The following is a 24,696-nucleotide window of genomic DNA, read 5'->3' as shown; positions in this document are numbered from 1 at the left end:
CAAGTAGCGACAAACAGGAATACATAGCGCAATTAAGAGACGGCTACGGGATGGACGAAGCGCAGATAAAAGCGGTTCTCCAAGAAGACGAAGACTTCCAAGACCGAGTGCTAGAACTTCTTCCTGAAAACCAAGCTGCATTTTACTGGTTTTTAGATGTTGATGACCTATGGGTTTACACCGAAGGTTTCAGAGTTGCGCTAGATATCCCTGCAGTAATGGCCGATGCACAAGCAACAGGCCGCAAGTACAGCAAATTGGACTACCAAAAGTTAAGGGTTCTTAGCCGTCACGTAGTCTCAACACTTAACGAGCGTGCCAGTGAGCAAAAGTGACCTAGATATAATGATTAACTTACTTGCCAATACTAAAGGTATGCGCAAGGAGTATCAGCAGGCCATTGCACAGCAGGTAGCCCTTAATAAAGAGCTTACCCGTGGAACCTCGCAAGCCACTAGCCAAGCTGGCAGTTTTACCACTTTGGAAAACGCGGTTGGTAAGTTGGATAATCATCTAAAGGAATTAGTGAGCCAACAGGCCGCACTTAACAAGGAAGTTAGTCTTTCTAAGCAAAACACGAATGCCGCCCGTGATGGCCTAGACCGTTATGAGCAAGTGTTAGAGCAATTACAGCGCGAAATGCGCGACGTTATTGCCAGTCAAAGCAGTTTATCTCGCAGTTTACGTACTACTGATACGTCAGCATCTGCAGCAACGCGAAACATTAAGCAACTTGAAGTACAAAGCCGAAGCCTGGGCGCAGCCGTTCGGCCACTTGGCGGTTACATTGCCGGTGCTTTTGGTGTGCTTGCAGCGCAGAATGCCGCGGTAAATATTAAAGACACCCTTTCTGATTATCAGCAGTTCAGCACACGCCTTCGCTTCTTAAGCGTAGACACCCAAGACTACGCTAATTCACTGAGTTTCTTAACGCAGCTAGCAGATGATCATGGCAAGTCTGTACTGGTTATGGGCGAGAGTTATGCCAGCCTAGCTGCACTGCGTAAAGGCGACATCATTAATCAGCAACAGCAATACGATATAATGACAGGTTTAAGTAATGCGCAAAGCGCACTGGGCGTGAGTACCGATCAACTGGGTAACCTAATGTATGGCTTAGGCCAAGCGCTTTCCCAGCCAACGGTGCAAACTGCTGAATTCAACCAGGTGATGGAGCCTATCCCTGGCTTAATGCAAGCTATCACCAAAGCGGCCGGCCTTCAGGGTAAAACCTATCGAGACTTAGTAGTAAACGGCGAAGTAACCAGTGCCATGTTCAGAGATGATCTCATTAAAGCGCTGGGTGAATATGATGGTGCAGCCAAAGCAAACATTGACAACATAACCGCACAAGAAAACGCGCTAGAGAACTTGCGCGTGCAAACCATTGCCGCATTTGAACAACCCATTAGCAATGTTTACGGCGAGCTGCTTGAAACCACCGGTGAAGCACTCACGTTTGTGAGAGATAACGCGCAAACACTAACGACTGCTGTCGAAACCTTAACAGCCGTAGCGCTGGTTCGCGGTGCAGCGGCTATCAGTAATTACGGTGTTGAACTTGGCCGCAAAACGGTTGCACAGCAAACAGCAACAGCAGCAACACTCGCAGCAGCGAAAAGGCAGCATGAGCATAACCTCTCACTTCAATTAGCGGCCAAACGGTCGCTTGAAGTTGCCAGCAACGATACATTGCGTGCCGGCGCTCTTACTCGTTTAGCCGCTGCTAACCAAGCAGTTATCGCCAGTCAAAAAGCCCTTAACCTTGCAACAGCGCAATATGCGGTAGTAGGCAGAGCCGCGACAGCTGTAGCTCGTGGTTTATGGGCTGCTATAGGTGGCATACCAGGCGTGGTTTTATTAGGTACCTATGCGCTGTATGAATGGGCCACATCGTCTGATGAAGCAAAAAACAGTACTAAACAATTAAATGATGAAGTAAAGGCGCTTCAAAATACACTCAGCCCGTTTTCTAAGTACACAAGAACGCAGGCAGTAGGCGCACTTCAACGCTACACAGGTCAGTTAGAACTTGCTAAGGAACAAGCAGAGGAATTGCGTAAACGCTTCGAAAATCCGTACTTTAAAACGACGACTGAAGACGTTATTGCCGCAGAAAAAGAAGTGCAGCGTCTTACCGATATTATTGTTCAACTTCAGTCTATCTTATCAAAAGGTAACGCCAGCAATGATCCTGTTGTTAATACGGCAGACATTACAAAGCAGCGAGAATCCGCTGCAAAATTACTCGCTGACCTTGAGCGTCAGCGCGTTCTTTACGGTCAAGTAGGCGAAGTCGCTCGTGTCTCATATGAAACTACCCACGGCTCGCTAAAAGACCTTACTGCTGCAGAAAAAGAAGCGCTTATCGTTGCTGCAAAGCGTTACGACGCTCATAGACAAGATGTAGATATCAGAACTGAGCAAAAAAGTGCGGTAACGTCACTTACAGATGAAGTGAATAAATTAATTGCTAAAAACGACGAAGAGCTTGCCCTCTATGGCGATACCAGTCGTGAGGCTCAAATTCGCTACGACATCGAGCATGGTGCACTGAAAGATATTAACGATGCACTAAAGCAAAAGCTGATTCTCCAAGGGCAGGAGCTGGATAACTTAAATAAAGCGAAGTCGCTTCAATCACGGGTTGAAAGTATTGCTGTGGGTACCATGACACCAGCGCAACGAGAGGTTAATAATCACAAAAACAACATCAACGATTTAGAAACCTATCGAGATAGTTTACCAGAGCAGGAGTTATCGAAGCGCCAAGAAATAAATCAGTTGATTGAAGCCGAACAGAAAAGGCACTCCGATGCTATGGAGGATATCCAAGAGTCTCTATCTGATGAGTTTGCAAAAATGTGGGAAAGCACAATCAATAATTTCTCTATGCGTATCGGGCAGGCAACAGCAGACGCGTTATTTGAAAGTGAGAATCTTGGTGATGGGCTTAAAAACGTGTTTAGAAGCACGGCAAAGCAAGTTGTCGCAAGCCTTATTGAGATAGGCGCAAGGCGTCTAGTACTCGCGCTCATTAACAAGAAAGCGGCGCTTTCTGAAAATGCAGTAGCCACTGCCGCGGCAACAACCTCAGCAACAACTATTACCGGTGCCATGGCCCCAGCTGCAGCGGCCACCACCTTAGCAACAGCTGGTACAAACTCAATAGGCTCAATAGCAGCCATTGCCGCAGTAGGTGCAGCCATGGCCGCAATGTTTGCAGGTTTATTCGATAAAGGTGGGCATATCCCATCAGGTAAGTTCGGTATTGCCGGTGAATATGGCCCTGAATTCGTAAAAGGCCCAGCGACCGTTACTAGCCGTGTAGACACCGCCAACATTTTAAACAGACAAGCGGCCAACGATGGCGGTGGGCGCAGCGTTGTATTCAACGACAACAGAACAATCAATGTTTCAGGTGGCAACACTGAAGAGGTAATGACGCAGCTAGCACCTATTCTTGAACGTCAGCAGCAAGAAACGTTAGCGAAAGTCGGTCAGCAATTTAAGACGGGTACAGGCCCAGTGTATTCAGGTTATAGGGCATCGCGATGAGTTTACCTATTTTCCCACGGCATATTTTGCCTTCATCCCTGCAATTTAAAATTGTACCCAATTCAAGTGTATCGACTGGCCCTGGGCGAACCTCTGAAGTGTGGACGCGACCAGGTGCTTATTGGACCTTTAGCGGTTCATGGTCGAAGGTTCGATATGCACAAGGGCGAGAGCTTTCAAACTTTATTGATTCGTTAGACGGTAGCCGCGGCGAATTTATGATGTGGGATAGTACCCATACTCAGTTAGGTGACTGGGCAGGTAACATCGTGGTTGATGGAAACGACCAATCAGGCACGGTATTAAAAATTAAGAACGCCATTCCTAACACATTGATAGCGCCTGCTGGCGATCGTTTCCAGCTAGACAACTATCTATACAAACTTTTAGAAGATGCCGTTGCCGACAACATCGGTGAATGTACGCTTCGCTTTAGGCCTCAATTGCTAAGTATTCCGATAAGCGGTACCGGCTTAGTCGTTAACGACCCAATGAATAAAATGATGCTGCCTGACAACCAGCAGGGGCCGAGCTTCGCGCAACGAAAACTGGTGCTGAATGATTTTTCTATCAGCGGCTACACGAGTATTCGCGCATGACTTATCACCTCGAACCGCAAGTTGAAGCCATTCTTAGCCAATCTGAAAAGTGCGCCTGCATTATGGGTACTATCGAGTGGCCTGCTGGCATGGCGCGGTTTCACAATGGTGCAGGCCCAATCAAATCAGACGGCGAAACCTATTGGGGCGTAGCTAACAATGGAATGGTAAGTGTAATTAAAGAGGGTAGCGCTCCTCGAGTAACGCTAACACTTATTACCCCCGACACGTCGGTACTTGCTGAGGCGCTTAAAGATGATGCGGCAGGCGGGGAAGTGCGTTTGTACCTTGGCGTCTTTAATGACGACCAGCAGCTGGTTGCAAAGCAGCTTATCTATCTCGGCATCGTCAACAACACCCCTGCCAAGTACAGCGCTCCACCGACTATTTCTGTCGAATGTGTTAGCTACACCCATCGATGGAGCCAACCAAAACGCTACACCACGTACAGCGCAGCGAGTCAGCGTGCAATTTACCCTAACGACAGCTTTCTAGATGACGTCGAAGCCGTAGCTAAAGGGCCGCTAAGTAGTTACAGCGGAAGTAACGCCGTAAGCAGTGGTGGCCGCGGTGGTAGAGGTGGCGGTACAACAACGAGGCAGCGATGATAAGACACACTGACTGGACAGTTCGTCTGACAGATTTTGTAAAAAGTAAAAAGCACACGCCCTTTGAGTGGGGTGTGAATGACTGCTGTTTGTTTGTAGCTGACATGGCGCTTGCTATTACAGGTGTTGATCCTGCAGCCACGTTTCGCGGCAAATACAAGAGCGAACTTGGCGCTATGAAACAATTGAAAAAGCAGGGATTCGATAGTGTAGAAGCGGTACTAACCCACGCTTTTGGTTCAACCGTTTCAAGGCTAGAGGTGCGTCGCGGTGATGTTGTTTTATTTGAAAATGACGGCAGAGACATAGCAGGCGTTATGTTTGGTGAAGTACTCGCCCCGGGTGAATATGGGATAGAAACATTCTCTCCACTTTTAATTAAAAATGTTTGGAGGGTTGGCTAGTGGGTAAAGCGGTTGAAGCCGTTGGTGGCGCATTGGTTGGCTTAGTCGGCGGCGGTCTAAAATTTGCGTTTGGTTTAATTAGTGGTGTGTTCGGCTCACTGCTTCAGCCAGAAATACCAGATACCAGCGCCCTTGGCACTGGCCACCAAGACCTGCGCACAGAAAGTAATTCACCGCGACTTATGATTGTGGGGAAAACAGTGACAAGTGGGCCTATTACTAAGTACCAAAAGCGCACGCTTAATAAGAAAGAATACAACTTGTTCTTCACACCATTGGCTGCACACCCTTGTGAGAGCGTAGAGCTTTACCAGCTTGATGGAAAAGACACGTCTTCACTAAGTGGTAACGGCTACAGAATTCAAGTGGCGCTAGGTGACCAAACAACAGCAAACGCTACTGCCCGTACAGAAATGACCAATGTAGATGAAGACTGCATAGGTTTCGGCATAACGTACGCTTATCACAAGTACGAAGTGAACCCTGACATCTTCCCGAACGGCGTACAGGACGTTAAATTTTTAGTTGCCGGCATAAAGTGCTACGACCCAAGAAAAGACAGTAGTGTAGGGGGCAGCGGTGACCATAGAGCCGATGACCAAAGTACGTGGGAATGGACCGAAAACCCTGTTCTTATCAATTTGTACTGGAAGCGCTTCGGCGGTGACGAAGTATTACCCATTGAAATGTTTGACCTGGCTAACTTGGCCTACGAAGCAAATTTATGCGATGAAGTTATTAGCTTCGAAGATAAGAACGGCGATACGCACACTGAAAAGCGCTGGACTTGTAACGGTGTAATAGACCTATCACAAGGGCAACGGATTGTTGAGGACGAGCTACTTAAAAGCTGCGGTGGTCGCTGGGTTGAAGCTGGCGGTAAGTATTGGCTTTTAACTGCAGCTTATCGAGGTCCTGCAACCGTTACACTAACTGAAGATGATTTAAAAGCTGACGTAGACCGTCAGCCATACACACCGCTTGAAGACAGGTGCAATGCTGTTGTTGCCAAATTCATCGACCCTGATTCCTTTTATCAAGAAACGAATAGCACTGAAATCTTCAGTGAATATTACCGTGATACACGCGATAAAAAATATCTGCAGCATGCACGACAATTGGCATTCACCAATTCTGACACCATGTGTCAGCGCTTAAACAGAGTCTACATGGAACGGTTAGCCGCTGGCGATACGCTTAAGGTCGTGGTTGGCTGGAAAGGTATTAAGTGTTCTCCTGGCAAAGTGGTGAACATTGAGTTTAAAGAGCACAATATTATCGGTAAAGAATACGAAGTTATCGACTTCGACTTTGACACTGAATCATTTACTTGGACATTGGTTCTACAAGAAACAACTGCAGAGATTTATAGCGATAGCGTTATACCTTCAGAGCGAGACTTAACGCCAAACACTGACATAGACAATACGTACGTGTCAGCGCCACAGAATATTAATTATTCGCCAACGCCAAACGATGCTTATCGGCAAGGTTTACTAACGTGGGAGCATAGCGCACCAGATAGCGTTCGCCGTTATGTAGTGCTAATCACCAAACAACCTGCAGATAGTTTTAGCCAGGTCTATTACCCGACGCTACCTGCATTGGATATTAACAATTTAGCATTGGGCGACTACAGCGTTGCAATTTCTGCTCAGAACCGCTTTGAAAAAAACAGTGTGGCTACACAAATGGCGTTTAACGTAGGAGCGACCTCAACCCCGACCGATGATATTGGCATTAATATTTTGCCAGGGCGCGTAATAGTTAATGGCCCAACTCCACCGAATGGCCGAGCAACCTACGAATGGAAGTACTCATTTGAAGGTAGTACACAAGAGAACTTTGACGCCGCCATTAATGCTGGTCGTAACCTTACAATTACTATCACCAACACGCCGCACAACGGCACGGTAACGGTTTGGTACCGACTGGTAAACGACACAGCTGCAGACCCTAATTGGTTATCGGTGACTATTCCCAACCTGATTGGTATTGATGCACAAGATTTTGTGCCAGAAACCTTTGCTTTGGTGCAGTGGCCTGGCTTACCCGCAGCACTAGGTGATCACATTGAAGCGATTACTAATGATGTGTCTTATTGGAGTACCCAAACCAGTGAGCAGGGCGATCAGTACCAGCAGCTTATTTACAACGTTACCGAAGCGGTTAGCGCTAATCAAATCAACAGCACAGAGATAATTGGGCTTAAGCAGAAAGTAGGTACCAAGACAGTTGAGGCGCAATTTGCAGACTTTAAGCAGGTAAATATCGGCTATGAAGATGAGAACGGCGATTGGATTGCCGGCGCACCACTGGTTCGGTCGTTTGAAGAAGTAAAAGTGACAAACAGGGCGGGTGAAGAACTTTCTGTTATTAACTTCATGCAGGCGTTGGAAGACCAGCTTGGTGAGCTTGGCGGCACTTACTACTTAGGCGTGGTAGACGAAAACGAAGAGTTTACTGGCTTAAGTATTCAGGGCGGGAACAACAATTCATCAATTCACCTTTACATGGACAACCTTAAGTTCGCCAGTCAAGCAGGCGTAGTGTTTTTTAACCTCAATACTATTACTGGCAAGTTAGAAATAGGTGCAAATACTGAGTTTACGGGAACTATTAGAGCTGCTCGGGAAGTAACCGTTCGTGAGCATTTTATGCGTGTTCAAGACTATGACGGGTTTGGTCCTGATAATTTAGTGATATGGGAAGGCGACCCTATTTTAAATACAGACGGTGAGCCAGACTACAGCCAGCTGCGCAAATCAAACGGTAAATACGGTTGGAAGGACAGTTTTGCTAATGAATATCTAGGGGGCTCGTTAACTACGGGTGAATTGATAAATGGTGGCGACTCAACACTTCTAACTCTTAACCCTTCAGTGGAAGTTGGCCCATTCACAACCAATGGAAATCCTAAAACGGTTAGCTGTAGTTTTGGGTGGGATGGAAACCACACGTCTGATGGTGCGTGCCCTACAGATTCAAGCTTCGTACCCCAAGCCACGCTTATTCTTGAACGTAGCCTTGGTGGTGGGGGATGGTCAGAACTTCAGCGAAAGGTTATTACAGGCACAGTGGAGTATAACGAGTTCTATCAGGATGATAGAGCTGAGCCTAGTTGTAATCAAAGAGATAGAACGGGAGGTTCGTTCACTTATACAGATACTAATACTTCACTGGGAACATTTTCATACCGTCTGAGGGTTACAGGTCAACAACGTGCGCTATTGCAGCAATTTATCGACTCTCAAAGGTTGAGTCTAATTAGCGTCGAGGGGCGTCCGTCATGAGCACAGTGAGAGAATTCCCAAGCGTTACACTTACAAACAATAGTAATCTGGTACAGATAAACACCAACGATTCTAACTTCTCAGTAGTGCCGGGTAGCGTGATTTTCATTGCAGGTGATAGACCTCGAGTGGTTACAAGCGGAAACACCGTTAATCGCACCTTAACGCTGGCTATTGCTTATACGGGCAATGACATAGTAGAGAAAAGCGCGACCCTTATACCGCTTGGTCAAAACAATGCCTTATTGTCCGCTATTACTTCACTAACAGAAGCACAAAACGGACTAGCCGAAGCATACGGTGATGGTCCTGGTAATGTTAGTGAAATTAGCTTTTCAATGATTGTCGACCCACCAACAACGGCTACGCAGTGGCCTACTTGGACGCAAGTTCAAGGGGATATAAACGAAGTATTGCCAGAAACTGCTACTCGTTTTCCTGACTTTTCGGAAGTGAGCGGTAAAGTTTCGATTGAACAGCTGCCCGATGATATTGATACGGACAATAAACGAACGCAGGCACTGAGCCCGCCAGTAAAGCAAAACCTAAGCCTTACGCATATTTTGAGCGATTACCCAACGCTTAAAAAGACCGAGGTGTTACCCGAGGATTCCCCTAATAACGAACCTCAAATTCGTTACGATGATGTGCGCGGATTGGTGCATATTTCACTAACCGATAGATGGGTAACTATCCCGACTGTTATAGGCTCACGAAAGTTCGCGATATTTCAGAGGGGTACAATTATACGCCTTAACTCTGCTTACTCAGGCGGCATTAAGCTTAGAGTTTATCCTATGGGTAACGGGGGCTTAGGGCTACCCAACAACCCAACGTTGGCTAATCACCAGTGGCATGAGTATGAGACTACAATCCCAGAAGAAACCCCACTGTACAAAATAGGGGAGTTTAACAGCGAGTATTTTGAAGGGATTATTGATTACGTTGAACTTGATAATTCATGGGCCACATTAGATGCAGACCGTTCTTACTATCGTTCGTTAAACGGCTATTTTGATGTGGCGTTCGGCACACTAAAAAGCCCATTCAGAACCTTTTACCAGAAAGCTGACGGTTACTGGTACAGCGAAGATATAACACCACAAACGCCTAATTATATGGGGCTAAGCTGGACGCAAGACCCTAACAATTACCGTAACTATTCCGTAAATGACGCAGATGGTTCTACCGATGCACTCAGGTTTTTTGGTGACGATTACGATGATTACAGTTTTGAAATCATCTTAGTTGTTCACAGCATGAACCGGCACATGGCTGTCACTATTTCTAACAGCGCTCCAAACATCGTTTATGAAGCTGAACCTTATCGTTTTCTTACTAACGCCGAGCGTATTTATTTCAAACGAAGAAACAACGGTATTACCGGAAGTATGACGGTTGAATCAATAAAAATAAGGATACCTGTCAGTGAGTATTAATCGTTTATTTGATGTGAATTTAAAAACTGCGGATGGGTGGACGCAAGGTGAAGACTGGGCGGAATGTAACCCTGTTCAAGATATAAATAGCATATATCACCGAATCTATAACGACAGTGACGGAGAAAACCCGAACTATCGAATAGAGCGCGGTGACAATTTCTATATAGGGTCTCACCCGTCTGAAATACGAGACTGGATACCAAGAACTGCGCCTTGGAATTTCGACATTGATGAAGCAACCGAGGGCGCATGGTTCTCGTTTTACTTCGGCCTACAAGTGGGCGAAAGTGAAATTGATACAAGCCTTGAAAACCGCTCTCCGTGGATCGTTAATGCACCGTCTGAGTTTATTTTGCTTAGTGCGGATTATCACCGTTTTTACAGCGTAAAGCTTAAAGACTCACAAAACTTTTTAACGCTCACCAAAGACAATCGGGGTACTGAAATTCACGGTGCCATTTTAAGTAACGCAGGACTGATAAATACCGGCGGGTATCGTATGTTTGATTGGGTTTTACGAAGCTTAACGTGGATTAAAACAAAGCTTAAAGCACTTATTATCCCCTTAGGCTCTAGCAATGTATCAATGCAAGGGTTCGATATTACCGGTTCGGGCGACATTGGCATTGCTGTAAGGGCGGGTCACTCTGAAATAGAAATCGTAGGCGGCAAGATTGTAAACGAAAATAATCTTTTTGCCGAAAACCCTATACCGTTTATCGGTGTTCACTTGGAGCAGGGTTCTAAAGCTATTGTTCGCTATGTAGAAACACAAGGGTTTAGTGACGAAGGTTTTAGGTTTGAATGTCAGGTTGATGTTAAAGGTTTAACCTCAACTTACGACTGTAAGGGTATTCACTTCTCTGAAACTTCTACGGCCCGTGACTGCATGGTCTCATGGACGCGAAGATTACAGGGTGATGGGTTTGCTTACGAATTTAAAAAAGACGGTGAACTAAATAACTGCGGTTGTAACTTAGATGAAACCAGTGGCCTTGGTGTAATTGTCGGTCATGCAGGTTCTACCATCACAATAAACGGTGGGGACTATAAAGCACTAGCACCTCTGCCATTTGTATACGCTCGTGGTGCGAGTACATTTATTTTAAACAACGTTACGGTGAACGGTGAATTATACAATGAAACCGTAGTTCTCACGGAAGGTGAAAGTTGGCGCGGGGTGAAAGCCACAGTTAAAGACGATGTGTTGCCAGTATACGCTAACAAAACGCTTGCACTACCATATATGCATATCCCGCAAATGGAGGATGCAGTTTCGGTACAAGGTGCTGAAAATGCGTTTTCTAGCCAGATTGATTTACCCAGCGGCGCGAGAATAGTACCTACGGGTGAGGGTTCTTTGCGCTATATGCCTTTAGATGCTTGGTTGCATTTAGACCCTGGCGAAGAAGCTATAGACTATTTCAGATATAGCACTGAAAACTTTATCTACATGCACCGTTTTAAAATACTGCCTTCACCAGAGGTAGGTGCAAAGGTTGTGCAGCCTGATGGATTTAGCGGTTTGGGTTGGTCTAAAAGCGGCAGTAACTACTATGCGAACAGCACAAGTAACCCGCTAAGTGCTAACTACAATTTTGAAGTTGGTGAAGTTTATCAAATCTCTTTGAAACTGGTTGATAGAAAAAGTGGTTCAGTCACACCGAAAATCGGTAGTGCCGTAGGGCAATACAGCCATAGCTTAGAAGGTACCGAGGTATGGCTTATTCGTGCGCCAGCTAACGCAACACAAGTTCAAGTTACAACCAACGGCTACAAAGGTAACGTTCAAAATATTTATGTGCGAAAGCTACTAAGAACCGAAACACCCGCAGTGCCGCAGTTGAGTGCTACGGTTGACGGTAACGACGTTAATTTGATGTTTGATGTGTTGCCTGTAACACGACTAAAAGACCTGTATACCGCAGATATTTACTTATCTGGTGTTCTTGAACAGAACGAACGTGACGGGTATAGAGGTTCAAACGCTAATGCTCACTATCTTGCTGAGAACGTAACAGTTAGAAATCGCAGAAACGGAATTAACCTTCGTGGTGCTGAGTCGCTTGAAGTTTACAAAATGGATTTTATTGGCGGTTATGAAGGTAGTAACGAAACATGGCAGACAGCAGTAGCAGGTGACTTGTATGGACCTTTCGTAAAAGAGCAGCAACTACATTTTTGTGATGTTGACTTACTGCTAGAGTCTAATTTTGGAAACTATGACAGCCGGTTTGGTAATTCCGATTGTTTTGTTGTTAACGGTGATTATCACGGTGAAGAAGCGTTCAAATACTCTGTAAACATTTACGGATGCGATTTGAAAAACGGTTCTGACTCAGTGACCGACTTAAAAAAACGATCTGAAATAAATCATTCGCGTTACGAAGGTGCTTGTAAAATGCTTCGTACTCACGCCAAAGGTTCAGCTACGGTTGCTAATACCGAGTTTGTTAGAACTTCGGGAGTCCGTGAAGTATTTTCGCCAAGCCACTCTAGCCCATACATAGAAATATGGAACTGTGCGGTTGATGGTGTTCGCTGTGTTTCTACCGAGCAGCTTCAAAATCAGCCTAAAGGTTTTGGCACATACAGCACTTATAGCCCTGTAAGAATACGCTCAAAGCTTGTTCACGTCCTAAAAACTTACCCAACAATGAAAGACCTTTGCCGTGCAGCTATGACCGATATGGAATTTCAAATATCAAGCGATAGCGGCTCTAGTTGGTCAACCTTAGACGTTCCTAACACCGGATTACCTGGGGTTGTCGGTTGTTTCAAACGTTCAATTAACTGTTCATCAGGCACATACAAGATCAGATGCCGTTGCCTAAACGGTGCGCTCACTGGCGCATGGTCTAACGAAATCACAATCACAGTATAGAGAGATTAAAAAATGCCGGTATACACTTTTGAAAACAATGAAATCCCTGCTGAATTTAATGTTCAACTAGGTTCGGTTGTTGCTGAAAATGGTGCTTTAAGAGCCACCTCATTTGGTAACCCCGCAACATTTATTACTATGGAACATTTAGCAGAGGGCGAGGTCTCCGTAGACGTTACTCCTAACTCAGACAAGACTCCTTATCATGGGATAGTTATAAAAGGTGCATCGGATTGGAGAAATTCATTACACCTAATAAATAAACCCAGCGACCAAAGAGTTAGGTTAATTAGTACCGTTAATGGCTCAACAGCAGAGGATTTGCTGGACACTAATACAACAGGTATATCTGAATCAGCTACTAGGACACTGAAAGCCGTTTTTAGAAATGGCAGCGTAGATTGCTACGTTAACAGTCAGTTTTTAGGCACTGTTAACTCAACATTAAATGACGGGAATATCTACGTAGGAATTAGAACTGGGGGCACAAGCGCAACTTATGACAATTTTACGGTTAACGGTTTACCTAGCGCAGCAGTAAAAACCGTAACTTTTGCGTTGCCAGATGCAATTCAAGGGCTAAGCGGCGTTAACTACATCATCACACCAAACCCTCTAGGCGACTCAATTACCAGCGGGGCGTTAGACACAAGCGGTACAACAATAACGTTTAACCTAAACGCATTCGGTAGTGTATCGGTAGGCGATAATCTTCTAATGATAGCCACAGATAAACAAGCGGCTGACGATAATACAGATGTTATCGCTTGGGATGCATCAACAGTAGTTGAGGTGTAATCATGGCTAATTCAGCACTATGGAGTGAAGGCTCTAGCACATTCACCGAGCAAATAGGCAGCAGCCCTACGCTTTCCGTTTCCCTTGACCCTATAAATTTATGGTCTACCGGAAATCTAGCTTTATTCACTACATCACGAATAGTCGCGGTAACCCTTACCAGTGATTCACCTGTAAATATACTTTACAGTACAAACGGTGGTGTAACGTTTTCCAGCTTTGCCACTAATGCGACCAGCGGAGTAGTAACCCGTTCAATTTCTCTAAATATAGGCACGTATAATTTAGTGTTCAAAATAGAGGGGGAAGACACGGAATACTCGGGTTATCAAGCAGTGGTGAGCCGATTGGTTATTTTGGGTAGTGGTCAATCAAATATGGCGGGCGCTGGCTCTGGTGCCTCAGAACCTTTGTATACCGATGGAAGCGGCAACACCTCTTGGCTTTTGGGTATGAACGATGTTGCACAGCCAATGAAGAATGTTTGGTGTGATAAAACAGATCAAGTAGATGATTTTCTTGCACCGGTTGGGAACCCTGGTAACGCTTGGATGATATACCTAGCTAACAAGCTTATTGCTGAGTACGCAGAGCCGGTAATCTGTGTTCCCGCAGCGAGAGGTGGCACGACGATAGCTGAGTGGCAGAAAGACGCTACAGAAATGCGGGGGGATACCGTTCCTGCTGGTAAAAATAACCTGTATATGTCATCGCTACGCCGCTCAAACCTTGTTGGGGGTGCGACCTTAAACCTTTTGCAGTTGGGTGAAAATGATGCGTTATCTTCAAATAGCACAACAACAACAGAATATAAAGATGGTGTGATTCGTTACGCTGGCTTTGTAAAGTCCGATATGGGCCTTGATACAATTATCGTTGCTTTACACACGTTAACGGGTAGCAATTGGAGCGGTAACGGAACAACAACAGGTCAAGCAGGTATTCGTGCAGGGCAGATAGAAGCTGCTAATGAAGATGATAATATCTTTATTACTGAGCCTACCACTGTGCTTGGGGCTACGGGTGGCGATGGCGTACATTTAAGTAACCCTGTGCAAATGGATGGATTAGCCGATATAGCTTTGGCGTCATTAATTCAATACATCGAAGGTGAAGAACCAGTGAACCAACCTCCAGTCGCAAACGCTGGCCCCGACCAGTCAGTAGCAGCAGCTACGCAATTCACGCTCGATGGCACGGGTTCGCAAGATACCGACGGCACAATTGTAGAATGGCGCTGGACACAAACTGCTGGCGATACAGTAACCCTTAACCTAGACGACCCTGCACGGCCTACGGCAACGTCGCCCAGCAAAACAACGTCGCAGCGCTTAACGTTTCAGCTGGTTACTGTTGACGATGAAGGTGCAGAAAGTAGTCCTGGTACCGTGAACATCGATGTGGCCGCCTTCGCTGTTAGCGAAATGCTTAAACTATTGGATACACGTCAATGGACTGTGGTTAACGACGGTTCGGTACAAGCATTTGAAGGGCGCTCTAACCGAGAAGCGTTCCGCTTCCTTGTTACCCCTAGCGATGGAATACAAACATCTGCAGAGGGTTACTTTTTGTTTGACCAACCAGGTGTACATGCTGTCGAAGTCATATCCACACCAACGTCAAAAATAAGCTCTGTCGACGACCCTCACATGATACGTGGTGACGTTATCGCAGCCAGAATTGGTGATTTGCAAACGGATGAAAACGGTAATTTGACACTGACATTCGTGCTGTATGTCACCGACGATAAAGACGGTCTTGTAATGACAGCCAAAGTCATAGAGCCATATCAGAAAGCGTCTTATTTCAGAAAGCAAGGTTAATGAGGGCATAAGCATGTCTTATCAGGTAACGCAGTTGAACGATATTGAAGTTGAAGAATACGTAACAGCAAGGATTGTGCGACTGAAATCACCAGAGGGCGTGTTTAAATTTATTGCTCAATCTGAAGGGGTAGATGGCGTTACCGTGTACCTAGGGCACGGTAACCTATCGCCTCCTATAAAAGTCGCTATTCGTCAGTGGGCTGAACTACGAGGAATAAAGCACATTGATTGGGGCCGAGGTCGCGAAGCTGTTACGTCTGTGAAGATAAAATAGACGCCACTATTGCCCTAACACTGCGCGTGTTCAATTGTCAAAATGCAACCTGTTAACTTCTACGTTATTTCAACAGGTAAGGTAATGGCAGACATAGACAAAACAGGGCCAACGAATTGGTTCTATCACAACTCGGGAACGTTAATACTGTCGTTATTAATTTTTCTTAGTAACTTTGTGTTTGAAGATATTCAGTCAAAAGACAATCAGCTGCAGGAAGAAGTTAAAAAGCTCAATATTCAAATGGCCGAGCTTAAAGCTAGCATTGGACCAATTATCACCACCTTTAACCTGGTCAATCAAAAACGCTATACCACCGAAGACGCAGCGCGTGATCAAGAAATATGGCGCCGCCAGTTTGAAGAAGTCAAAACTCAGATGCGTGAACAGCAGCTGGTGAACAAAGACATTAACGATCGCCTGGTCAAAGTAGAGTTGAAATTTTGAATATTCAGCTAATACGGCACGAGACCGACGACCAAGGTACACCAGGCAATATCTACATTGGCCCCTGGTCTGCACACACCCTTGAATTGCCGTGGCGCAATAACTTACCCAATCTTAGCTGCATTACAGCAGGCACGTATTCAATGCGTTTGGTGAAAACCCGTAAACCAATTGGTGGCCGCTCACACCTTTATCTAATTGAAAATGTACCAGAACGAAGCGGTATTCTCGCTCATGCTGGCACGTTTGCCGGCAACAAAGAAAAAGGCTTTAAGACAAGCGTTCTAGGCTGTGTATTAATGGGTTACCGCGTCGGTACCTACCAAAACCAACGCGCCATTTTCGATACACGCAGGGCAATAGGCGACTTCAACAACATTCTTGCTGGCAAACCAGCACGCATAACAATTATCAATGCTTGGGAGAAACAGCATGATTGAGTGGATAGGTGACGCATTAATGGCGGTAGTGGGTGGTGGTGCAACGGGTATTTTAGGCTCTGCAGTGCAAAGCTTGTTTCAATACAAAACCCGGGCATTGGATATTGAACAAGAGAATGTGCGCCTGGCACACGACGCGAAGATGGTAGAACTAGAATCTACCGCGAATCTGCGTATTCTTCAGCAAGAAGCCAGCGCCCAAGCTGACAGCAACGCTTATGCCATGCAAACCGTAAGCTACGAACACGACAAGCGTCAATACATGCCAGAGAACGGGGCTCCAACGTGGATTATTGGCTTGCTTGGTATAGTTGATGTGATACGGGGGCTAGTACGACCTTCATTAACGGTTTACGTAGCTGTTGCAATTACTATTATTTTGGTAGAAGCCAATGCGCTGGTTGAATCGGTCGACGGACTGGGTGAAGACGTTCGTTTAGCCGCGGCAATGGAGATTTGGCGAATGGTGGCGTACATCGCCACCACTATATTCTTTTGGTGGTTTGGCCAACGGCCACAAAAACGAGCTTAGTGAACACTGGCCCGTAGCGCAAACTCTATTTCAGTGGGAGTTATTTGCGAAACGGGCTTATGCATTTCTTCGAGTGTTTCTACCACTTCCATTTTCGTGGCTTTATCCAGTTTATCAGCAATATGATGCTCCTCGGCACACATGATCACCATGTTGAGTACTTCCAATTTATCATCTATAGAAAAAGTAAAGTTCTTGGGCACAAGGTGGTCAACTGTCATAGCGTCACGTTTTGCCTTATTTTTCATCTCAGCAAAGTAGACGCCCTTGCCGTCTTGCACCATGAAGTCGACGCCACCACTTTTACTCACCAATCCCTTGTGCTTGTCGTCGCCCAGCAGCTTATAGGTACCAAACTGACCACGGCTAAATGCCATTGCATCAAGTTGCGTTAAACTGAAGCTGTGAATGTCACACCCCTTTAATACCTCAGATAATGCCAACGGGTTTCTGCACGGACCATAGAGTGTTTCTATCTGCTGATATTCAATTGACTTGTTTTTAAATTCGAACGTGGCTGGCTGTACTAACACAACAGAAGCCATACTGCTTTGCATATCAACGGATAGATATGCAGTGTATTGGGCGTCTTGTGCGTGAATAGATAACATATTTTCGAAGGCGTCTGCATTCGTATAGCTATCTAACATAAACGGCGTGCCTTTCCCTTCCAGCAACCAATTCAAATTTACATGCTCAGTGCGCATGATAGCCGTCAGAATGTCGGTACCTGGCACAACGTTACTTAATAATCGTGCAGCCGTACCCGATGATAAGCCCAATTTTTTAGCCCACGGCGTTATTTTTCTGTCAGCCAACACCCATTCAAGACGCGGCGTAAATTCTTTTTCGTTTGGATAATTCATAGTCTTATTCAAAATCGGTATTAAAAATCCCAATAAATGAATTCAAATCCCAAATATTGAACCTATAATAACAATGTATTCATTTGTAAACATACTAACTCAAAAAAGAGGATTTCGCAGTGTCTAGCGTAAAAAACAAACCCATGTGTTTTCGCCCCAGTGCTGAATTAGAAAAACGTATCAAGGCGGCCGCTAAGCGTGAAAAGCGCTCTAACTCGCAAATCATTGCGTTGGCTGTCGAGGCAGGTATTCGTAATTTTGAAGCCACCACTTCAGCTGCAATTCAGGAGTAACCTGCATGCCTTCATTAACTGAAGTAAAGCACAGCAGTGCGCATTCGGCTGTAAGAGAAAAGTCTAAAAATTCACATGCCGACAAAGGCCAGTTGAGAGTCAGACTTTCGTGCAATGCCATTGTAGACAAAGACAACAACGGTTACAGCATAACGTGTATGGAATCTGGCCGTTATCAAATGGCCTATGGCTCGTCGCTAAGAATTAGAAATTTTAAAGTGAGCTTGCCTGATGGCGATGTAATGAAAGCGTCAATGTTCTTCATGTTTGACGGCTGCATTGCGTTCGTTCAATCCATTTCACTAAACGACTTCACAGCGTTATTTCACGCATTTAACCCCGAGAAGGTAGACGATGAACTGAATTTGCTTGGTACAAGCGAAGAAGAGGTGATTGCCACGAGCACGGACCAGGTGCCCATGGCAGGAACTAACAATGCATAACCATGAGGATGATCTAATGCAAAGTCCAAGGAATTATAACGCAGTTTTGCATTCTGCGCACCTGCTACTCAAAAGCCACCCACACGCTGCAGAGGTGTTTGCATGCGCATTGGGTAAGACGGCGAATACAGTACGCAACGAACTAAACCCCAATTTACCCAGCTATAAGCTAGGGCTAATCGACGCTATTGAAATGATGGCTTCCACCCAATGTTATTCGCTGCTTTATCAGATTAACGCCATGTTGGGATTCGTTGCTGTGCCGGTTGATGCTAGCCCGAAAGCAGAAGGTAAATTACTCGACCAGTTTTGTTCGTGGCAAGCGTCAGTAGGGCAGACCTGCCAAACCATTTACGACGCAATCGAAGACGACGTAATTACCCCAACCGAGCTCAACCGTATTACCAGGGCTGGCAACATCAAAGTTGCCCACTGGTTCAAAATGCAAATTGTGCTTCAAAACAAAGCGGAGGCTGACCATGGCTCATTCAAACGTTGAAATGTTACCTGTGCCTGCTGCCGATGCGCCACAACGAGAGCAAGGCGAAATGTCACCACTTCAACTACAGCTCATTATTAAACGTCAAAAAATGCAGCTTCAAGTGCATGAAACCATGGTGAGAGCGCTGCTTAATCTGCAATACGCAGATCTTAACGAGCGTCAACGTAAAGGCTTGCACGAAATTGTGCGTATCAATGCTGGTATGTTGAAAATGGAGTTGCCCCATGAGTAACGAAACCAACATTCCAACCGCATTGCGTAAAGCTGGCATTCGTTCAGTAAGCACGAACTGTGGCGCCAATCAAACTATTGCCCTTAAGCCTGGTGCACTAGGTTTGTTTTTTGGCGATGAACTAGCAGAGCGTTTATTAGCAAAGCAACAGCAAAAGGAGCGTGCGCATGGCTGAAGTTAAGAGTTTTACTCGTGAAGAAGAGAAAGTGCTGTTTAGTACTATCCGTAAATTCAAAGACATTGAAGCAGAGCGCGACCTTAACTGGATGCTATTAATGCGCTACACGGCCCGGCGTGTTGAAACGGTGCATTTGCTGAACGTAGACGACGCGCTGCTAGCGCTAGATAAAGGCTACCTGCACATTGCCTCACACATGCAAAAAGGTGGCAAGCAAGGCAACAAGCGCGGCTTAAATAAGAAGCAAGAAATTTACCTTGTCGACGCGGCCCGTCGTGCTCTTGAAGCGCTGCTAAAAATTCGCAAGCGCATGATTGCTGCAGCACCTGAAAAAGCGTACGAAGATACAGCGCTCATTCTATCTAGACGTCGCCAGCGCATGAGTATTCGCAGTTACCAAGAACGCATGACGCACTGGTGCAATGTTGCCGGCATCGTAAAAGCGTCACCCCATTGGCTTCGCCACACGTGGGCAGTTCGTCGTTTACAGAATGCATCAACCGGCGCAGCGCTGCGTGAAGTGCAAGAGGTGCTAGGTCACGAGCACATTACGACCACCCAAGTTTATACACAGCCCAGTCGAGACGACATGCGCAAAAGCATGCAGGAGGCAGCCCTATGATTTTCGTAAAAAAAGCGTTTAAGCCACTGCGCGATGAAATAGCCAGTCAGCGTGAACGGTTGCTGGCCGATGCCAAGCGACGTGAACAAGAAGACAAGCTTTTAGAAAACCAGCGCAGCCAAGGATACGTCCAGCATGAAATGTAACTACATATACAACCAGCTTAAAAACCTGCGCACTACGTTTGCCAGGGTAAATTACTTCCCATTGCAAATGCCTGGCATGGGACCTGTGTATTTAGCCACAGTGAATTGTGAAGATAAATGCGCCGGCAAATGGAATATGCAGAAAAGCTACACAGGCCTAGTCACTGAAAAACATAACGTAGAAGCGATTCAGCAAATTATGCATGCAGGCGCGAGTACCCGCACTGTGAGCGAATGGCTAAAGGTTGGGTGCTAAGCAACATGTCTAACAACAACCCTTTTACACAACACTATTTGCAACAGTTAGAAGAGCAAATTGCTGCGGCCGAAGCGGAGTTGTCGCAGCAATTGAAAATGCTGAAAAACAAGTCTGAAGGGGAGTGGTGCGAATTACTGCCTAATTCCGAAGCGCTAAGCGATTTCATTGTTAATAACACGGAAATCATCGAAAAGTTCGCTGAGCTCATTGTTATAACGGGTGTATTGAAGCTTGCCCGTCGCTTAGAAACGCCGTCACCACTTAATTAAAAAAACGAGGTAAGAAATGCTGACGTTAGATCAGTTAAGAGAACGCATCACTCTGCCAAACGCTGCCGAGCGTATGGGCCTCACTAAAGTGAGCGACAACGGCGAACAGCAGCTGTGGAAACGTGCCAACGCAGAACGGCCAGAAATTAGCATAGGCGTTAAATTCAATGTGTGGCGCGACCGCGATAATCAGAACGGCGGTAGCGTCATCGACCTGGCTATGTGGGTATTCGACTTAGACTACCCAGCGGCAAATAAAAAAGTGCATCAACTGTATTTTTTACCGTTTTTAACGCTGCCTGAAGAAACCGAAGAAGCCACCGACGACATGGCTAAGTTGTCATACATCGCTGGCAAAAGCCTAGAAGACCAAGAGCGCTGCAGGGTTTATCTAAAAAATGAACGTGGCATTCCCGATCACATCATTACTGAAGGTATTAAACAGAAAACGTTAGGCTGGACAAACTACACCAACCCGAACGTTGCCCAAGGTGAACCGCACTGGGGCGGCGAAGCGGTAAGCTTTATCACGTATCAGCCTAATACCAAAATGCTAGCAGCTGTTGACTATCGCTACTATGTGCCCGAGCTAAACGGCGGCATGAAAACCAAATCATTGGGCCAAAAGAATGGCGTGTTTTGGATGCTAGACCCCCGTGCTCTGCGCCAAGCGAAAACTGTTTATGTTGTTGAAGGCCCGTTAGATGCATTAAGTATTGAAGCGGCGTTTAGCAGCGACCCTACCACCTGTGCCGTGGCGCTAAGAGGAACCCAAGTACAAGTTAACTGGCAGCTATTCTTGGGGAAAACCGTAATATGTTGTTACGACAAGGACGAACCTAAGCCAGATAAAAGAAACCCCACCGGACCCGACCGTTGTTATTCTGCAGAGGCCGAGTGGCGCATTCACGAAGGTTGCCTTGCAGCGGGGGTGCCTTGCTTTTTTGTCGACCGTAGCGAATGGGAATACGGGCAAGATGCCAACGACGTTTATAAAGACTCGCAAAGTAAAGAGCCCTTTAAAAAACGTGAGCCGTGGTTAATACCAGGCTTAGCCGGCAACAGTGAAGATAAACCGCACAAGCCGCGCTTATGGTTGCCAACTCACGACTACCAGCAGTATTGGAAATATCGTGTTAAAGACGACTTTACCAGCATGGCTAAAATGTCGAGAGACGACGACGGCCAAGAAAAACTAGAATTTGTTGATGTGGCTGGCTTTAGAGTCGCAGGCTTAAGCCGTGTAGAAATAGCCAGTGCAAGTGCAACGACCACTGGGGAGCATGACGACAGCCCTCACGTACAATTTGTTGCCATGTATCAAACGGCCAGACACGATGAAGCGCTGCAGCGCAGAGTAATGAACGACGAGCAGCTGCACAACTTAGACACCTGGCGTAAAAGCGGCCCTATTTATAACCCACGTGCGTTTTCTCGCATGCTGAATATATTCGAACGCACCATTGGTATAGGCAGTGTGCAAGCGGCCAACTTTGTGGGCCTGTGCTACCTAGCTGGAAAGCCAAAAGTAAACGAAGGTAAAGATTGCTTTTTCACTGAACCAGCACAGCAGAGCCCGTATCACAATTTTGCGTTTCCTCGTGGTATGCGTGGGCATGCTGGGCAAGTGGTCGAAGCCTATCAGGAAACATTTAAGGACAACGCTGCAGCCAGAGCCCTGGTGTGGATAGTTGGCGCACAATTGAAACTTTATCTAGGTTTTTGGCCGCATTTTATAATGCAAGCAGGCAAGGCCAGCGGTAAATCAACGTTACTTAAGCGCTTATCACGTACCACGGGCATGAAAATTCTCAGTGGTCAAAGTATTGGTACCGAATATCGATTAATGACGTCGGTATCAGGTACCAGCCACCCCGTAGGCTGGGAAGAACTGAGTGCCAAAAAAGCAGACGTTATTGCACGAGCCGTCTCATTACTGCAAGAAAGCTATAACTACACCGAAACAACCCGTGGCAGTGCACAAACCCCGTTCCTTATCGCCGCGCCTGTGTTATTGGCAGGTGAAGACGTGCCGGTAGAAAGTTTGACGGGTAAAACCGTGCGCACCGATTTAAGCAACCGTAAAGGCCCCATGCTTAACGAGAACCTACCTAAGTTCCCAATGTATGAATGGATGGAATGGTTAGCGAAGCTTGGCCGTAAAACGGTGCAAGAAAACTATGAGATAGCCCAGCAGAAATGCAGAGCCTACAACCGTGCACAAGACAACGATAAGGGCGCCGACCGGATGGTAGATAACTATTCTGCGCTTATGACTGCATGGCGTTTGCTTACCGCGTTTACAGGTATTGAAGACGTTAACGGCGACTTCGAACGTGACCTAATTGCAGAAATGAACAGCCACATTTCAGATACCACTAACGACCGCGACCCATGGATTTGGATTGTTGAAATCATCATGGACGAAATTGCCGCTGGCCGTTACGTGTACCCCTATGTATTTGAGTGTGAGCCTCACAACGATAAAGAGCCACGTTACTTATGTGTGCGTGTTAAGCACATGATGGCGCATTTATCTACCAGCGTGGCCCTACGTGAAAAATACAACAACATGCCCGTGAAAACAGCGCGAGTTCTTAAGCACCAAATGGAGCAAGCAGGCGTTATTCACAACGACAGCGTAGTTCGCAGCATTAACGGTACCCGTAGCGGCCACATGCAACAGCTAGACGTTAAAAAACTTGAACAATACGGCATTAGCGTAACAGCACCAGAGACGCTACGTGCCCACAGAGAGCCGATGTTATGAAAGCGCAATACTTCAACAAAACTTACCCAGTAGGTACCCAATTTAAATATTTCCCTGTGAAGGGAAATTACAACTTTGAAATTGTGCGTACCTCTTCGCCAGCATGGGACATCCCTAGTAGCCGCCATGCACTTGTAAAACTATCTGGCCGCAGTGGGGGCGTCTGCGTGTCACACCTTAAAGTGAACTAACAACAACCATTGAGGATTTTTATATGATGTCATTTTTACCAAATTTCGGGCAAATGCCTGTTAGCGAAGAGCAGAACGTAAGTGTGATCCTGCAAGACGACAGTTTTTTTGAAGGGCCAGCAAAGGATTTTGAGTGGGAAGGGAAAGGGCCAAACGTGGTGGAAGGCTGGCGCGAAATGTTACCAGGTGAAGTACTGCACAGTGAGCATCGTTTACCTCACCGCAGAACCCGTATTTTAAAGAGGGCTTACAAGTGAAATTGATTAACGCACTGTTAGCGCTATTGGGGCTTGTAACAGTAGCGTCGGTGTACTTTAAAAGTGACGCACTACAAGCGTGTTTAATTCTATTAATTTTTATGATGCTGGTTGCAGAACGTCGTTCTCGCCATGTTCAACAAAGCAAAATGTGGAGGCGCATCAATGGCGACAAAAGGGCTAAATAAGGTCCAGATTATTGGCAACTTGGGTGCAGACCCTGACGTTCAATTTCTACCAAATGGTACGGCTAAGTGCGTGGTTAACTTGGCAACTACCGAAATATTCAAGGACAGAAACGGTAACGCCAAAGAGGAAACCGAGTGGCACCGCTGCATCATTTGGGGCAAACGCGCAGAGATTGTCGGGCAGTTCAGAATGAAAGGCGATCAGCTGTATGTGGAAGGCAAAAAGAAAACACGCGAATACACAGACAGCAACGGCCAAGAACGCTCTATTTGCGAAATCATAGTAGACCAAAGCGGCGATGTGCAGCTGCTTGGCAAAAAAGAAGCACAAGGTATTTAACACCCATGCCCGTGGACCAGACGGGCTTACAAACT

Annotated in this window: 29 protein-coding genes; 28 read left to right on the top strand and 1 reads right to left on the bottom strand. The window is 46.1% G+C overall.

Annotated features, from left to right (window positions below):
* The first annotated feature begins 50 nt into the window (after nt 1-50).
* The 14 genes from GVO62_RS05855 (at nt 51) to GVO62_RS05790 (ending at nt 17,105) form a co-directional block, all read left to right on the top strand.
* Entirely contained in the window at nt 51-335 is a 285-nt protein-coding gene (locus GVO62_RS05855) for a DUF1799 domain-containing protein (RefSeq protein ID WP_159118144.1), read from the top strand.
* Complete coding sequence (locus GVO62_RS05850; RefSeq protein ID WP_159118143.1) at nt 322-3,558, top strand: tape measure protein; 3,237 nt, start codon at nt 322-324, stop codon at nt 3,556-3,558. The genes GVO62_RS05855 and GVO62_RS05850 overlap by 14 nt, the downstream gene beginning before the upstream one ends.
* Entirely contained in the window at nt 3,555-4,157 is a 603-nt protein-coding gene (locus tag GVO62_RS05845) for a hypothetical protein (protein WP_159118142.1), read from the top strand. The genes GVO62_RS05850 and GVO62_RS05845 overlap by 4 nt, the downstream gene beginning before the upstream one ends.
* Nucleotides 4,154-4,765 carry a hypothetical protein gene (locus GVO62_RS05840; RefSeq protein WP_159118141.1) on the top strand — a complete coding sequence of 204 codons (612 nt, stop codon included), beginning with the start codon at nt 4,154-4,156 and terminating at the stop codon, nt 4,763-4,765. The genes GVO62_RS05845 and GVO62_RS05840 overlap by 4 nt, the downstream gene beginning before the upstream one ends.
* A complete protein-coding gene (locus GVO62_RS05835; protein ID WP_159118140.1) occupies nt 4,762-5,169 on the top strand; it encodes a DUF6950 family protein in 408 nt (135 codons plus the stop codon). Before GVO62_RS05840 ends, GVO62_RS05835 begins: the two co-directional genes overlap by 4 nt.
* Complete coding sequence (locus GVO62_RS05830; protein WP_159118139.1) at nt 5,169-8,462, top strand: phage tail protein; 3,294 nt, start codon at nt 5,169-5,171, stop codon at nt 8,460-8,462. The genes GVO62_RS05835 and GVO62_RS05830 overlap by 1 nt, the downstream gene beginning before the upstream one ends.
* Nucleotides 8,459-9,901 carry a hypothetical protein gene (locus GVO62_RS05825; RefSeq protein ID WP_159118138.1) on the top strand — a complete coding sequence of 481 codons (1,443 nt, stop codon included), beginning with the start codon at nt 8,459-8,461 and terminating at the stop codon, nt 9,899-9,901. The genes GVO62_RS05830 and GVO62_RS05825 overlap by 4 nt, the downstream gene beginning before the upstream one ends.
* Nucleotides 9,891-12,788: a hypothetical protein gene (locus tag GVO62_RS05820; protein ID WP_236547081.1), complete on the top strand. Its 2,898-nt coding sequence runs from the start codon at nt 9,891-9,893 to the stop codon at nt 12,786-12,788. The genes GVO62_RS05825 and GVO62_RS05820 overlap by 11 nt, the downstream gene beginning before the upstream one ends.
* A gap of 12 nt (nt 12,789-12,800) precedes the next feature.
* Nucleotides 12,801-13,586 carry a hypothetical protein gene (locus GVO62_RS05815; protein WP_159118137.1) on the top strand — a complete coding sequence of 262 codons (786 nt, stop codon included), beginning with the start codon at nt 12,801-12,803 and terminating at the stop codon, nt 13,584-13,586.
* Between the two features lie 2 nt (nt 13,587-13,588).
* Nucleotides 13,589-15,409 carry a PKD domain-containing protein gene (locus GVO62_RS05810; RefSeq protein ID WP_159118136.1) on the top strand — a complete coding sequence of 607 codons (1,821 nt, stop codon included), beginning with the start codon at nt 13,589-13,591 and terminating at the stop codon, nt 15,407-15,409.
* 13 nt (nt 15,410-15,422) lie between these two features.
* Entirely contained in the window at nt 15,423-15,686 is a 264-nt protein-coding gene (locus tag GVO62_RS05805) for a hypothetical protein (RefSeq protein WP_159118135.1), read from the top strand.
* An 84-nt stretch (nt 15,687-15,770) separates the two neighbouring features.
* Nucleotides 15,771-16,133 carry a hypothetical protein gene (locus GVO62_RS05800; RefSeq protein ID WP_159118134.1) on the top strand — a complete coding sequence of 121 codons (363 nt, stop codon included), beginning with the start codon at nt 15,771-15,773 and terminating at the stop codon, nt 16,131-16,133.
* Nucleotides 16,130-16,573 carry a DUF5675 family protein gene (locus GVO62_RS05795; protein WP_159118133.1) on the top strand — a complete coding sequence of 148 codons (444 nt, stop codon included), beginning with the start codon at nt 16,130-16,132 and terminating at the stop codon, nt 16,571-16,573. Before GVO62_RS05800 ends, GVO62_RS05795 begins: the two co-directional genes overlap by 4 nt.
* On the top strand, nt 16,566-17,105 hold the full coding sequence (locus tag GVO62_RS05790; protein WP_159118132.1) for a hypothetical protein: 540 nt from the start codon (nt 16,566-16,568) through the stop codon (nt 17,103-17,105). Before GVO62_RS05795 ends, GVO62_RS05790 begins: the two co-directional genes overlap by 8 nt.
* On the opposite strand, the gene GVO62_RS05785 is transcribed toward GVO62_RS05790, so the two are convergent.
* The gene (locus tag GVO62_RS05785; protein WP_159118131.1) at nt 17,102-17,971 is read right to left on the bottom strand and encodes a hypothetical protein; all 870 of its coding nucleotides are present in this window, start codon (nt 17,969-17,971) and stop codon (nt 17,102-17,104) included. The two genes, GVO62_RS05790 and GVO62_RS05785, sit on opposite strands and share 4 nt — an antisense overlap.
* Nucleotides 17,972-18,090: 119 nt before the next feature.
* Between GVO62_RS05785 and GVO62_RS05780 the strand changes: the two genes are divergently transcribed.
* Genes GVO62_RS05780 through GVO62_RS05715 form a run of 14 tightly spaced genes read left to right on the top strand, consistent with a single transcriptional unit; the run spans nt 18,091 to nt 24,661 of the window.
* Entirely contained in the window at nt 18,091-18,264 is a 174-nt protein-coding gene (locus GVO62_RS05780) for a hypothetical protein (RefSeq protein WP_159118130.1), read from the top strand.
* A 5-nt stretch (nt 18,265-18,269) separates the two neighbouring features.
* Nucleotides 18,270-18,707, top strand: a complete 438-nt coding sequence (locus GVO62_RS05775) for a hypothetical protein (protein WP_159118129.1) — start codon at nt 18,270-18,272, stop codon at nt 18,705-18,707.
* A complete protein-coding gene (locus GVO62_RS05770) occupies nt 18,700-19,206 on the top strand; it encodes a phage regulatory CII family protein (RefSeq protein ID WP_159118128.1) in 507 nt (168 codons plus the stop codon). Before GVO62_RS05775 ends, GVO62_RS05770 begins: the two co-directional genes overlap by 8 nt.
* Nucleotides 19,187-19,441, top strand: coding sequence for a hypothetical protein (locus GVO62_RS05765; RefSeq protein ID WP_159118127.1), 255 nt, complete (start codon nt 19,187-19,189; stop codon nt 19,439-19,441). Before GVO62_RS05770 ends, GVO62_RS05765 begins: the two co-directional genes overlap by 20 nt.
* The gene (locus GVO62_RS05760; protein ID WP_159118126.1) at nt 19,434-19,616 is read left to right on the top strand and encodes a hypothetical protein; all 183 of its coding nucleotides are present in this window, start codon (nt 19,434-19,436) and stop codon (nt 19,614-19,616) included. Before GVO62_RS05765 ends, GVO62_RS05760 begins: the two co-directional genes overlap by 8 nt.
* Entirely contained in the window at nt 19,609-20,241 is a 633-nt protein-coding gene (locus GVO62_RS05755; protein WP_159118125.1) for a tyrosine-type recombinase/integrase, read from the top strand. The genes GVO62_RS05760 and GVO62_RS05755 overlap by 8 nt, the downstream gene beginning before the upstream one ends.
* The gene (locus tag GVO62_RS05750; protein ID WP_159118124.1) at nt 20,238-20,387 is read left to right on the top strand and encodes a hypothetical protein; all 150 of its coding nucleotides are present in this window, start codon (nt 20,238-20,240) and stop codon (nt 20,385-20,387) included. The genes GVO62_RS05755 and GVO62_RS05750 overlap by 4 nt, the downstream gene beginning before the upstream one ends.
* Complete coding sequence (locus tag GVO62_RS05745; RefSeq protein ID WP_159118123.1) at nt 20,377-20,643, top strand: hypothetical protein; 267 nt, start codon at nt 20,377-20,379, stop codon at nt 20,641-20,643. The genes GVO62_RS05750 and GVO62_RS05745 overlap by 11 nt, the downstream gene beginning before the upstream one ends.
* A gap of 5 nt (nt 20,644-20,648) precedes the next feature.
* Complete coding sequence (locus tag GVO62_RS05740) at nt 20,649-20,915, top strand: hypothetical protein (protein WP_159118122.1); 267 nt, start codon at nt 20,649-20,651, stop codon at nt 20,913-20,915.
* A 16-nt stretch (nt 20,916-20,931) separates the two neighbouring features.
* Nucleotides 20,932-23,685: a toprim domain-containing protein gene (locus GVO62_RS05735; protein ID WP_159118121.1), complete on the top strand. Its 2,754-nt coding sequence runs from the start codon at nt 20,932-20,934 to the stop codon at nt 23,683-23,685.
* Nucleotides 23,682-23,876 (top strand): hypothetical protein, encoded by a 195-nt coding sequence (locus tag GVO62_RS05730; protein WP_159118120.1) that lies wholly within the window; start codon nt 23,682-23,684, stop codon nt 23,874-23,876. The genes GVO62_RS05735 and GVO62_RS05730 overlap by 4 nt, the downstream gene beginning before the upstream one ends.
* 23 nt (nt 23,877-23,899) lie before the next feature.
* On the top strand, nt 23,900-24,133 hold the full coding sequence (locus GVO62_RS05725) for a hypothetical protein (protein WP_159118119.1): 234 nt from the start codon (nt 23,900-23,902) through the stop codon (nt 24,131-24,133).
* Nucleotides 24,130-24,321 carry a hypothetical protein gene (locus GVO62_RS05720; RefSeq protein ID WP_159118118.1) on the top strand — a complete coding sequence of 64 codons (192 nt, stop codon included), beginning with the start codon at nt 24,130-24,132 and terminating at the stop codon, nt 24,319-24,321. The genes GVO62_RS05725 and GVO62_RS05720 overlap by 4 nt, the downstream gene beginning before the upstream one ends.
* Complete coding sequence (locus GVO62_RS05715) at nt 24,299-24,661, top strand: single-stranded DNA-binding protein (protein WP_159118117.1); 363 nt, start codon at nt 24,299-24,301, stop codon at nt 24,659-24,661. Before GVO62_RS05720 ends, GVO62_RS05715 begins: the two co-directional genes overlap by 23 nt.
* Nucleotides 24,662-24,696 lie beyond the last annotated feature (35 nt).

It is taken from the genome of Alteromonas sp. KUL150 (assembly GCF_009811475.1).
GTDB lineage: Bacteria > Pseudomonadota > Gammaproteobacteria > Enterobacterales > Alteromonadaceae > Alteromonas > Alteromonas gracilis.
Note: the sequence above shows the minus strand (reverse complement) of the source record. Positions and strands in the feature narration are given on the sequence as shown.

What these genes read in the sequence shown, in the direction of transcription:
- GVO62_RS05855 (WP_159118144.1), top strand. Translation starts at nt 51, where the DNA reads ATGGACGAAGCGCAGATAAAAGCGGTTCTCCAAGAAGACGAAGACTTC.
- GVO62_RS05845 (WP_159118142.1), top strand. Translation starts at nt 3,555, where the DNA reads ATGAGTTTACCTATTTTCCCACGGCATATTTTGCCTTCATCCCTGCAA.
- GVO62_RS05840 (WP_159118141.1), top strand. Translation starts at nt 4,154, where the DNA reads ATGACTTATCACCTCGAACCGCAAGTTGAAGCCATTCTTAGCCAATCT.
- GVO62_RS05835 (WP_159118140.1), top strand. Translation starts at nt 4,762, where the DNA reads ATGATAAGACACACTGACTGGACAGTTCGTCTGACAGATTTTGTAAAA.
- GVO62_RS05825 (WP_159118138.1), top strand. Translation starts at nt 8,459, where the DNA reads ATGAGCACAGTGAGAGAATTCCCAAGCGTTACACTTACAAACAATAGT.
- GVO62_RS05815 (WP_159118137.1), top strand. Translation starts at nt 12,801, where the DNA reads ATGCCGGTATACACTTTTGAAAACAATGAAATCCCTGCTGAATTTAAT.
- GVO62_RS05810 (WP_159118136.1), top strand. Translation starts at nt 13,589, where the DNA reads ATGGCTAATTCAGCACTATGGAGTGAAGGCTCTAGCACATTCACCGAG.
- GVO62_RS05805 (WP_159118135.1), top strand. Translation starts at nt 15,423, where the DNA reads ATGTCTTATCAGGTAACGCAGTTGAACGATATTGAAGTTGAAGAATAC.
- GVO62_RS05800 (WP_159118134.1), top strand. Translation starts at nt 15,771, where the DNA reads ATGGCAGACATAGACAAAACAGGGCCAACGAATTGGTTCTATCACAAC.
- GVO62_RS05790 (WP_159118132.1), top strand. Translation starts at nt 16,566, where the DNA reads ATGATTGAGTGGATAGGTGACGCATTAATGGCGGTAGTGGGTGGTGGT.
- GVO62_RS05785 (WP_159118131.1), bottom strand. Translation starts at nt 17,971, where the DNA reads ATGAATTATCCAAACGAAAAAGAATTTACGCCGCGTCTTGAATGGGTG.
- GVO62_RS05775 (WP_159118129.1), top strand. Translation starts at nt 18,270, where the DNA reads ATGCCTTCATTAACTGAAGTAAAGCACAGCAGTGCGCATTCGGCTGTA.
- GVO62_RS05770 (WP_159118128.1), top strand. Translation starts at nt 18,700, where the DNA reads ATGCATAACCATGAGGATGATCTAATGCAAAGTCCAAGGAATTATAAC.
- GVO62_RS05765 (WP_159118127.1), top strand. Translation starts at nt 19,187, where the DNA reads ATGGCTCATTCAAACGTTGAAATGTTACCTGTGCCTGCTGCCGATGCG.
- GVO62_RS05760 (WP_159118126.1), top strand. Translation starts at nt 19,434, where the DNA reads ATGAGTAACGAAACCAACATTCCAACCGCATTGCGTAAAGCTGGCATT.
- GVO62_RS05755 (WP_159118125.1), top strand. Translation starts at nt 19,609, where the DNA reads ATGGCTGAAGTTAAGAGTTTTACTCGTGAAGAAGAGAAAGTGCTGTTT.
- GVO62_RS05750 (WP_159118124.1), top strand. Translation starts at nt 20,238, where the DNA reads ATGATTTTCGTAAAAAAAGCGTTTAAGCCACTGCGCGATGAAATAGCC.
- GVO62_RS05745 (WP_159118123.1), top strand. Translation starts at nt 20,377, where the DNA reads ATGAAATGTAACTACATATACAACCAGCTTAAAAACCTGCGCACTACG.
- GVO62_RS05740 (WP_159118122.1), top strand. Translation starts at nt 20,649, where the DNA reads ATGTCTAACAACAACCCTTTTACACAACACTATTTGCAACAGTTAGAA.
- GVO62_RS05735 (WP_159118121.1), top strand. Translation starts at nt 20,932, where the DNA reads ATGCTGACGTTAGATCAGTTAAGAGAACGCATCACTCTGCCAAACGCT.
- GVO62_RS05730 (WP_159118120.1), top strand. Translation starts at nt 23,682, where the DNA reads ATGAAAGCGCAATACTTCAACAAAACTTACCCAGTAGGTACCCAATTT.
- GVO62_RS05725 (WP_159118119.1), top strand. Translation starts at nt 23,900, where the DNA reads ATGATGTCATTTTTACCAAATTTCGGGCAAATGCCTGTTAGCGAAGAG.
- GVO62_RS05715 (WP_159118117.1), top strand. Translation starts at nt 24,299, where the DNA reads ATGGCGACAAAAGGGCTAAATAAGGTCCAGATTATTGGCAACTTGGGT.